This window comes from Agrobacterium vitis (assembly GCF_037039395.1).
Lineage (GTDB): Bacteria > Pseudomonadota > Alphaproteobacteria > Rhizobiales > Rhizobiaceae > Allorhizobium > Allorhizobium vitis_E.
In genome coordinates this window covers 1388946-1398734 of the sequence record NZ_CP146242.1, presented here as the reverse complement: position 1 = coordinate 1398734, position 9789 = coordinate 1388946, and the positions used below count along the sequence as shown (strand labels likewise).

General features: G+C 60.7%; 7 protein-coding genes. 4 read left to right on the top strand and 3 right to left on the bottom strand.

What is annotated here, in order from left to right; genetic code table 11:
• The first annotated feature begins 141 nt into the window (after positions 1–141).
• Positions 142–2307 carry an ATP-binding protein gene (locus tag V6582_RS09250; RefSeq protein WP_156631016.1) on the top strand — a complete coding sequence of 722 codons (2166 nt, stop codon included), beginning with the start codon at positions 142–144 and terminating at the stop codon, positions 2305–2307.
• Positions 2294–3298 carry a hypothetical protein gene (locus tag V6582_RS09245; RefSeq protein WP_156631015.1) on the top strand — a complete coding sequence of 335 codons (1005 nt, stop codon included), beginning with the start codon at positions 2294–2296 and terminating at the stop codon, positions 3296–3298. Before V6582_RS09250 ends, V6582_RS09245 begins: the two co-directional genes overlap by 14 nt.
• A 143-nt stretch (positions 3299–3441) precedes the next feature.
• Here the strand turns inward: V6582_RS09245 and V6582_RS09240 are convergent, their stop codons facing one another.
• The 3 genes from V6582_RS09240 to V6582_RS09230 form a co-directional block, all read right to left on the bottom strand.
• On the bottom strand, positions 3442–4674 hold the full coding sequence (locus tag V6582_RS09240) for a type II toxin-antitoxin system HipA family toxin (RefSeq protein ID WP_156631014.1): 1233 nt from the start codon (positions 4672–4674) through the stop codon (positions 3442–3444).
• A complete protein-coding gene (locus V6582_RS09235) occupies positions 4674–5051 on the bottom strand; it encodes a helix-turn-helix domain-containing protein (RefSeq protein WP_156631013.1) in 378 nt (125 codons plus the stop codon). Before V6582_RS09235 ends, V6582_RS09240 begins: the two co-directional genes overlap by 1 nt.
• Before the next feature lie 159 nt (positions 5052–5210).
• Entirely contained in the window at positions 5211–5816 is a 606-nt protein-coding gene (locus tag V6582_RS09230) for a type IV toxin-antitoxin system AbiEi family antitoxin domain-containing protein (protein ID WP_156631012.1), read from the bottom strand.
• Positions 5817–6165: 349 nt separating this feature from the next.
• Here V6582_RS09230 and V6582_RS09225 point away from each other — a divergent pair, with 349 nt between their 5' ends.
• Positions 6166–7359: a DUF932 domain-containing protein gene (locus tag V6582_RS09225; RefSeq protein WP_156631011.1), complete on the top strand. Its 1194-nt coding sequence runs from the start codon at positions 6166–6168 to the stop codon at positions 7357–7359.
• Between the two features lie 173 nt (positions 7360–7532).
• A complete protein-coding gene (locus V6582_RS09220) occupies positions 7533–9692 on the top strand; it encodes a ParB/RepB/Spo0J family partition protein (RefSeq protein ID WP_349508947.1) in 2160 nt (719 codons plus the stop codon).
• Positions 9693–9789 lie beyond the last annotated feature (97 nt).

Here is a 9789-nt window from a genome sequence, read left to right as displayed (position 1 = left end):
CGGTCTAGTGTCGCAGAAAACGCCTGCGCCTCTTGCCAGAAGGGCATGGGAGCGCGTTTGATACCAAGAACTGCTGCCGATCTGCGGGCCATAGCTTATCCGGTCGAAAGTAAATATCTCCAATCTGGGGCTGGAGGGCTCATGACAGGCGAAGAACACGTTTCAGTTGCAGTAAGAGATGACTTTCTGGCACGGCAAACCAAGGCGAAACCAATACCAGCTCTAGCGGAGCTCTTGTGGAACAGCCTCGATGGCGATGCCACCGATGTCTCAGTGGAATTCGTATACGAAGACTTGGCTGGCGGAATGTCCAAGATTGTCGTCTATGACAATGGCGACGGGTTCTCACGAAACGACGCGCGGGCTCTTTTCGGCAATCTCGGTGGCTCCTGGAAACGCCATATCCGCCAGACGAAGCGCAATCATCGTATGATCCATGGGCAAGAAGGACGCGGCCGCTACAAGGCATTTGCTCTCGGCCAGTCCGCCACTTGGAAGGTGTGTTACGACGAGCCGTCCGGTCGTAAGGCATTTGAGGTCAAGCTGCTCGAAGCTGATCTCACGGACGTCACCATCACCGAGGAAGCGTCAGCGCCAAGCCGCTCGACAGGGGTCATCGTCGAGATCAGTGATCTCCGGCGCGATTTCAGAACCTTCGAGAGCGACGAAGGCGTTCAGGACATGAACGAGATTTTTGCGCTCTATCTCATGAATTATCGGGGCGTATCCATCTCGATTGCCGGCCAGAGGCTCGATCCTGAAAAGGCGATCGCCAGCCACCATAGGGTTTCGCTGCCGCCGATCGAAACTGCGGAAGGTGCCCGGCACAGCGTTGAGCTGGAAGTTATTGAATGGCGAACCGATGCGCGCCGCGTACTATATCTCTGCTCCGCAAGCGGATTTCCGTTCGATCAGGTCGAGACCCGCTTTCACGTGCCCGGCTTCTCTTTCTCCGCCTACTTGAAATCCACCTACGTCGAGGAGCTTCACAACGAGGAGCGGGTTGCCCTGTCGGAGATGGATCCTCTGCTCACCGCGGCAGTCGAAAACGCCCGATCAGCGATTAAAGATTATTTCCGAGAAAAGGCCGCAGAAAAGGCTCGGTCGCTCGTCGACGAATGGATCGCCGAGGATGTCTACCCATACCGAGGCGAGCCGCAAAACGCCGTCGAAAAAGTTGAGCGTCAAGTCTTTGATATCGTCGCAGTTCAGGTTCAGGAGCTGGCGCCGGACCTCGCGATCAGCTCGGCAAAGGCGAAAGCTCTACACCTTCGTATGCTTCGAAACGCAATCGAGCGCGGACCCGAGGAACTGCAACTGATCTTGAAGGAAGTTCTAGACCTACCTGCGCGCAAGCAGAAAGAACTCGCCACCCTCCTGCAAGAAACGACACTTTCAGCAATCATCACCGCCGCCAAAACAGTTGCCGATCGGCTCAAGTTCATATCTGCCCTAGAGTCGATTGTATTTGACCCTGAAACCAAAGGTCGATTGAAAGAGCGAACCCAGCTTCACAAGATACTTGCCGAAAATACGTGGATTTTTGGAGAAGAGTATAATTTATGGGTCAGCGACAAGGACCTTCGTCGTGTCCTTGAAAAGCATCGCGATTATCTCGATCCGGACATCTCGATCGACGAGCCAGTCAAAGTGATCGGCAAGGCGCGCGGGATCATCGATCTGATGTTCTCTCGCTCCACCCGTCGGCACCGTGCCAACGACATCGAACACATGATCGTCGAACTTAAAGCTCCCAGAGTGAAGATCGGCGCCAAGGAAATCACGCAGGCAAAACAATATGCAATCGCCGTCACCTCGGATGAGCGATTCTCAACCGTTGATGGGGTCCGCTGGCATTTCTGGCTGGTTTCGAACGCCTATGACGATTTTGCCAAGCACGAAATTGAAAGCGGACCCGATCGCGAAAGGCGTCTAATCGCGAAAGGGCCGAGACATATTGTGGGTATCAAGACGTGGGGCGAGCTAATCGAGGACAATCGCGCTCGCCTACAGTTCTTCCAGGAGCATCTGCAACATTCCGCCGATGAAAGCACCGCCATCAAGTATCTCCAGGAAAACACAGCCAATACCTGGAGGGTGTCATCGTGGAGGAACCCGACGAGAGCAATGGCGATGAGTCTGCGACTGATGCCTCGGAAGATCCAGAGCAACCTGCCCATCCATCTGCTCCGCCCACAGCCCCCAGCGGAGAGCGTCCGAATTGACAATGAGGACGCGAGGTTGATCGAAAACAGACGTATGCCCGCGGACAGGGCAGGACAGGAGATAGGGCATGCTCACGCTTGAAATCTTCGATGACGGCGGTGTTTTCCGTCATGGCGATGGTTATGAGCAGATCGTCGAGGAACTGGATGACGCGCTTGAGCAGCGCGATGGCGGGTCGCTCTCGCCTGCAAAGTACCTCAAGACGCTGAAGGCGCTGGTCGATCGGCACCCCTACTTCATCGATGGCCATGCCCATCTGGGCTATGCACTCATGGAAGAAGGCAAGCCCAAGCTTGCACTCCAAGCCTGCTTTCAGGGTCTGGAAGCGGGTGAGCGCGCGATCCCCGCCAACTACGCCGGTTCGATCGAATGGGGCTTCCTCGAAAATCGCCCCTTTCTGCGCGCGGCGCATGGCGTTGTCCTGTCGCAGCTCCGGCTTGGCCAGCGCAAGGATGCTCTGCGGCTGATGGAGAAGATGCTCGCCTGGAATCCGAACGACAATCAGGGCATCCGCTATCTGATTGGTCCGGAATATCTACGCGCCGGTGCAACGGCAAACGCCGAGCGCATTTTCACGGATGAAGCCCCACACTACCCGCCTTATCACTATGAGCATGCCCTGCTGCACCTGAAAGCCGGTGATCCCATCGCTGCCGCGACGAGGCTGCGCCATGGTTTTGTCGCGAACGGCTATATCGCCGAGATGTTGTCAGGGAACCCCGAGCCGGCGGCGCTTGCGATCTGGCACGGCTCGAACCTTGCCGAACCGGAGACGGCTCGCAGCTATCTGGATCAGTGCGGGGACCTTTGGCAGCGAACCCCAGGTGCGGTTGCCTTTGTCCGCTGGCTGCACACCCATCCGAAGGTACTTGCCGAAAGGGTCGCGGTCCTCGAATGCCAGGAGGCGCTGTTGTGGGAGCACGACTTTGAAAAACGGCAAGCGTTGGGCTTGAAAGAGGAGGCAGCACGCGTGCGGATTGACGACGTGCTTTCGGCGGAGATCGTTCGGAAGAAGGCCGACCGTCATGGGCGGCCGATGGATCCATGGCGATATCAACGCACGCGTTTTTGAGGCCTTGAGCACGGTATCCGGCTTCATGGTTCTCTGGTTCGTCCCCGTAACCATCTAGGCGGCGCAAGATGTTTCATGAGGCGGATCGGTGATCTTAAAAATCATATTTGACCAGCAATCGTCAATAACTCGCCAAATATGACTTAAAAACTTCGCGCCGTTACTATTTCATCGCTGACGAATGCAGCCTCATAGTCGCGCGCCAGCGCGCCAGAGACGCCCACCTGTCTGAAGGCTTCACGCCAGCCGTCCGATATGCACTGCGCCGTTGTTCGGATGATCTCCCGTGCCTCGGCCTCGGGGATCTCAAAAAACGCGCAGGCTTCCAGCGCGAGGGCGACCGACCGATCATGGGCGCCGCCCTCAAGGATCGCGGTCTCGAGATGCGGATTGCGGTCCGGCGCCGGGTTCACGTCGAATACCGGCGACAAGCGCCACTGACCCGCCCCCACATAGAGGAAGCCGTGGTTCTTCAGGTGATCGTCCTTGTTGGACACGAGGATGGTGAAGATTAGACGCCGATAAAGTTCGCGAAAGTCGGACATGGGGTCGGATGAATGAGACCGTATGAAATCAACGATCTCGGTATAGGACCCCAGTTCCGCTCCTGTCTTGCCGAGCGCAGTGCGCGCGGAGATGTAGGGAATCCGTGCGGCCCCACGCCGGTCGAACCGTTTGATCAGCGCGACCGGGAACGGCGTGTCGGCCAGTTCCAACCGTGTTTCGGGCGTGCGGATACCGCAGGCCGCGGCCAGACGCAGCGTCGCGATCTCGACGCGCTCGATTGGCTGTTGATCGTGGACCGAGGTGAACTTCGCCAGCCACAACACATCGCCGTCCCTGACATTGGCTTTGGGGCGCGCGCCGCCGGAGCCGCCAGCGCCGGCCAGCGCCTGCATCTCCCCGGGCGAGATTTCCTTGCCTTGCTCATAGGCGCGCGCGATCGCCGTAATGGTTTCGAGATCGACCAGACGCGGAACGGCGTCCGCTGCCTTGCCGCGAATGACCACGCCCTTGTCATCCAGAAAGCGCAACGCGCCTTGCCGGCAGGTATCGTCGGAAAGCGTCAGATACTCGAATTCGTTGAGACCATTGCCATAGGCGCGTTCGAGCAGCCTGCGTCCCCAACTGTCCGGAGCCGCATCGGCGAAAACGCCCGCCAATGCGTCGCGCATGTTGCCGGGCTGCCCCGAGGTGTGGAATGGCCCGGCCTCAAGAGAGAAATCGGGCTGTATGGCGAAGGCGCGCGGGTTTTCGATCCATTCGGCACCATAGGCGAAGGTCGAGAATTGCCGTGGCCCGGTATGGGTGAAACGCAACTGGCCCACCGATGTCCGGCCTTCGCCAAGCGCGACATGGGCGACGAAATCGGCCATCAGAAGGAGGCCCCGTCAGGGTCCACAACGTCCTGCCGATCCTGCGTCTCCTCCGTTTGGGCCTTCTGCTTTTTCAGCCTCGCCGCGAAGGAGCGGCCCCTGCGCGGTCCGTGCTCCGCTGCCAGCGCCAGCCCCAGATCGTCCTTGCGGATATCGACCAGGTCAGCGAGCCGCTCCAGAAGGCCCAGCACAACGAGAACGTCGGCAAGCGTTCCGATGGCAACGCCCGGATCACCCCGTTCAAGGCGGGCGACGGAACTTGGCGAGGTTCCCGCACGCACAGCGAGATCTGCCACGGCGATGCCACGCCGCAAACGCGCGTTGCGGATATCGTGTCCCAGCCGTTCCAGTGCTGGCTTCGCCTTGGGGGAGCCCATCTCAATCATCCATATTTGACGTACTGCACCAAATGTCATATATGACGAATTACGTCTATGGTCAAGAATTCTAGTCCGTGCCCGCCCGGACCACATCGCCTCGCTTCGGAAACCTGTGAGAAGCGATCTTGAACTGAGGTGCCGATAGTCTCGATCTCCTTAGCCATTGGCGGTCAGTGCCTCGAGATAGGGCCGAATGACCGTGGCAACCGTTCCTCGTTCAGCCTGGCTGGCAATCTCGCTTGGCGTCGTCTTGCGCTGGCGCAGCGCTTCCTGCAGGCCTTCGATCGCCACCGACAGGCCAATCTTGTTCCGATATCGGAAGCAATCGGCGATCGTCTTTGCGACACTGAAAACCTTCACGGGCACCCTCTCGACAGGGTGGGTCTCAACCCCCTCCGTCAGGAGACGATCTGTGAAACGCACCAGTCGAATGGGCGTGCCTTCAGGTTTCGGAGACCAGTCCTTCTGACCCACGGCGAGCCAAACTTTCCTTGGCAGCTGATCGGTCAGCCCGTGGAACGCCAGGGCAGAAACGAGGCAAACGACGCCCTTGGGAACCCGTTTGGCCGTCTCTGCGAGACTATGGTGAACGTCGAGGGGCGCATCGGAAAGCTGATAAAGTCCGCGCGCGAGCCGTAGCACCTCGCCGTCACGTTCCATGCGGCTCATGGTGGCAGCGGTTACGCCTGCTACACGCAGTTCTGCCAAGCGCGAAATTCCGCGCGCGGTCAGCACGGTATGGGCGATCTGGCGTTGGGACATGGATCGTTGCACGATACGGAAACTCGGAACATAGGACCTATTGTCCGAGGATTTGTATCACCCTTCGAATTCCAAAGAAAGGTGCCAGATCAAAGAGCCCGCCGCTTTTGCGAAACGCGTTCGCCTCAAAACGGACCTGAGCAAACAGCGACGACCAATCTTCAGACCACCTTCTACATCCTCACCGGGAGGGGAAGGCCTTCCCCTGCGTCCGAGCCCACTGGTCTCGGCCGACCCCTTCTGCGGGGAGACCCCGCAACGCCCCTGAGAGTGAGAGAGCGTACCGATTTCCGTGACGGGTTGAAGGTTGGAGAAGAGGTCTCTGACGTCCGTCATGGAGATTGGTCCCATGAATATGCAGGTCCTCGATGCGCGCCGTGACACCAGCGGCGGTTACAAGGTCGATGTCGGTCGTGGCGAACGGGTCGGCCGCGTCTCGTCAGAGTGGTTCTCGCGTCCGGCCGACGAGCGCTACCTCTCCCTGTCCGAGTTGGCCCACACGGTCCGCGATCGCACCGAACGTAGCCGGACGCGGGTGGTGGAGAGCGCGCTCATCCATGTCGAGGCGAACCGCAGTGACTCAGAGCGACTGGGCCTGATCCTGCCGGGCACCGATGCGGCAATCGCGCCGACACACTGGTCCTTCGGCCAGCTCGCCAGCCTGGTCGGTGCCCCAGCTGCCTATCTTCGGCAGCTCCCAGCCGCACTTGCCGCCATCAACCTGCAATACGGCCTGACCTCCAATCGGGCCGAGCAGATCAAGACACTCGAAACCGGTACTGGCCGTGTCGAACTGCGCGCCGTCACTGGCCCGGACTATGGCCGCATCTACGACCACGAGCTGGTCGAGGCCGTCCAGCGTATCGCCGGCAATGGCACGGGCGATACCCGCTGGAGGGTCCCGGGCGTGCTCGACTGGTCGACCGGCATCTACAATCCGCGCGTCGACATCACCAAGGACACGACGACGCTCTATGCCTCCGATCGCGATGTCTTCCTGTTCCTGGTCGACGACCTGAACCCGATCGAGGCCGGCCGCCTTCCCGACGGCTCGCCGGATCTCTATTTCCGGGGCTTCTACTGCTGGAATTCCGAGGTCGGCGCCAAGACGCTCGGCATGGCGAGCTTCTATCTGCGCGCGGTATGCCAGAATCGCAATTTGTGGGGCGTGGAGGATTTCGAGGAAATCACCATCCGCCACTCCAAATATGCCGCCAATCGCTTCGCGCACGAGGCAGCCCCGGCGCTGGCGAACTTCGCGAACTCCTCGCCCCTGCCGTTCGTCAACGGCATCAGGGCGGCCCGCGAGCGGATCGTCGCCAGGACGGACGAAGACCGCACTGACTTCCTGCGTCGTCGCGGCTTCTCCAAGGCCGAGACCGGCAAGATCATCGACAGGGTGCTGGCGGAGGAAGGTCGCCCGCCGGAGTCCATCTTCGATTTCGTGCAGGGCATCACCGCCGTCGCGCGCGACAAGCCCCATCAGGACGCCCGCCTCGACATGGAGGGCAAGGCCAAGAAGCTGCTCGATCGAGCTGCCTGATTTCCGCAAAGCCGGGGATGCGGTTTTCTGCGTCTCCGGCTTTGCGCTTCCGTGCCTTTCAGGTTTGCCGGTTCGTGACGCTGCCCCCTTTAGAGGAAGAGGGCGGCGCTTCGCTTCGTGACCGGTTGGAGGTTGAGAGAGAGTCTCGGCCGCCCGTCACGGAGTAAATCCCGATGGCTACTGCAGTTCAGAAGATCATCCTGTCGTCCTCGCGCGACATCCCCTTCAACAAGCTGGTGCTCAGCCAGTCCAACGTCCGGCGGGTGAAGGCCGGCGTCTCGATCGAGGACCTCGCGGCCTCGATCGCCCGGCGCGGCCTGATCCAGAGCCTTCATGTCCGGCCAGTCCTCGACGCTGAAGGACAGGAAACCGGAATGTTCGAGGTTCCTGCCGGCGGTCGCCGCTATCAGGCTCTCGCGATCCTCGTGAAGCAAAAGCGCCTCGCCAAGACCGCGCCGGTTCCCTGCGTCGTCGGCGACGCTGCCAGCGGCATCCTCATGGAGGAAATCTCGTTCGCCGAGAATGACGAGCGTGTTCCGCCACATCCTCTCGATCAGTATCGCGCTTTCCAGACCATGCGCGACAAGGGAATGACGGAGGAAGACATTGCCGCCGCCTTCCTCATCGACGTCAATGTAGTCAAGCAGCGTCTGCGCCTGGCCTCCATCTCGTCGGTGCTGCTCGACATCTATGCCGAAGACGGCATCGAGCTGAAGCAGCTTATGGCCTTCACCGTCTCGCAGGATCATGCGCGCCAGGAGCAGGTCTGGGCAGCGATCAAGGACGGCTGGCAGAAGGAGCCGTGGCAAATCCGCCGCATGCTCACCGAGACTGCGGTACGCGCATCTGACAAGCGCGCCGCGTTCGTCGGCATCGACGCCTACGAGGCGGCGGGCGGCTACCTCCTGCGCGATCTGTTTGAGGACGACCATGGCGGCTGGCTGCAGGACCCGGTCCTGCTCGATCGGCTGGTTGGCGAAAAGCTGAAAACCATCGCCGAGGAAATTGCCGGCGAAGGCTGGAAATGGGTCGAGATCGCCGTCAACTTTCCCTATGGCCATGACGAGGGTCTGCGCGAGCTTGTCGGCACGACAGCCAATCTGACGGACGAAGAGCGTGCTGCCCGCGAGGCGCTTCGTGACGAACATGATCGTCTGGAAGCCGAATATGCCGAGGCCGACGATCTGCCTGACGAGATCGATCATCGCCTTGGAGAGATCGAGCAGTCGCTTGACGCTTTCGAGCAGCGCCCGATGATCTACGATCCGGCTGAGATCGCCCGCGCCGGCGTTTTCGTCAGCATCGATCGTGATGGCGATCTGGTCGTCGATCGCGGCTATGTCCGCCCCGAGGATGAAGCTCCGCTCGCTATCGATGGCGAAGCGAGCAATGATGATCCCGATGTCGTTGCTTCAGAAGTCGGCGCCAACGCCACCATCCAGCGGGCCGTCACCACCATCGGCGGTCAACCGGTCGCGCCGGAAGAGGATGACGAGGAGGATGTCATCAAGCCGCTGCCGGAACGGCTCGTAATCGAGCTGACCGCACATCGGTCGCTGGCGCTTCGCGACGCGGTCGGCGCCAATCCTCATGTGGCGCTCACGGCCCTTTTGCATAAGTTGGTTCGCGACACCTTCCAGCGCATCAGTACGTCGGGTGCAAGCCTGCAAGCTTCGGTCAATCAGGTCTCCTTCCGTGAGCAGGACAAGGATCTCGCCGAGGCACCCTATGCGAAATCCGCTACGCAACGGCATGAGGAGTGGAAGACGGATATTCCGGCCGACGATGACGCGCTCTGGGACTGGCTTGCCGTGCTAGACGAGACCAGCCGCCTGGCGCTGCTCGCCCATTGCGTCGCCTACGGGGTCAACGCCCTATACGAGCGTCCGAATCCCCACAGCGCCACCGGGATATCGCAGGCAGCCCTTGATCGCCGTATGGCCGAGGCTGATCGGCTGGCGCGCTCCACCGGCCTCGACATGGTGGACGCGGGCTTCCGGCCCACGGTTGAGAACTATCTCGGCCGGGTGACTAAGCCGCGCATCCTCGCCGCCGTCCGTGAAGGCGCTGGCGAGCGTGCGGCCCAGCTCATCGTCCATCTGAAAAAAGGCGACATGGCGGTGGAGGCCGAGCGCCTTCTGGCGGATACCGGCTGGCTGCCTGAACCGCTGCGCCTTGCCGATCTCGATGGCGAGGCTGCCGCAGAGGTCACGGCGGCCGAAGCGGATGGCGCGGGGGAGGCGCTGCCCGATTTTCTCGCCGGTGACGACGAGGACGATATGGACGATGCCGACAACGACGACGATCATGGTGCGACGATCGCGGCCGCATAGACGCGACGCAGGGCCGATGTGGTCGGCCCCGCATTTCTGGTCCCCTTCAGACAAGGCGTTCCGCTGTCCGGCGGAGCGCCTTTTCTCATGCCAGGCT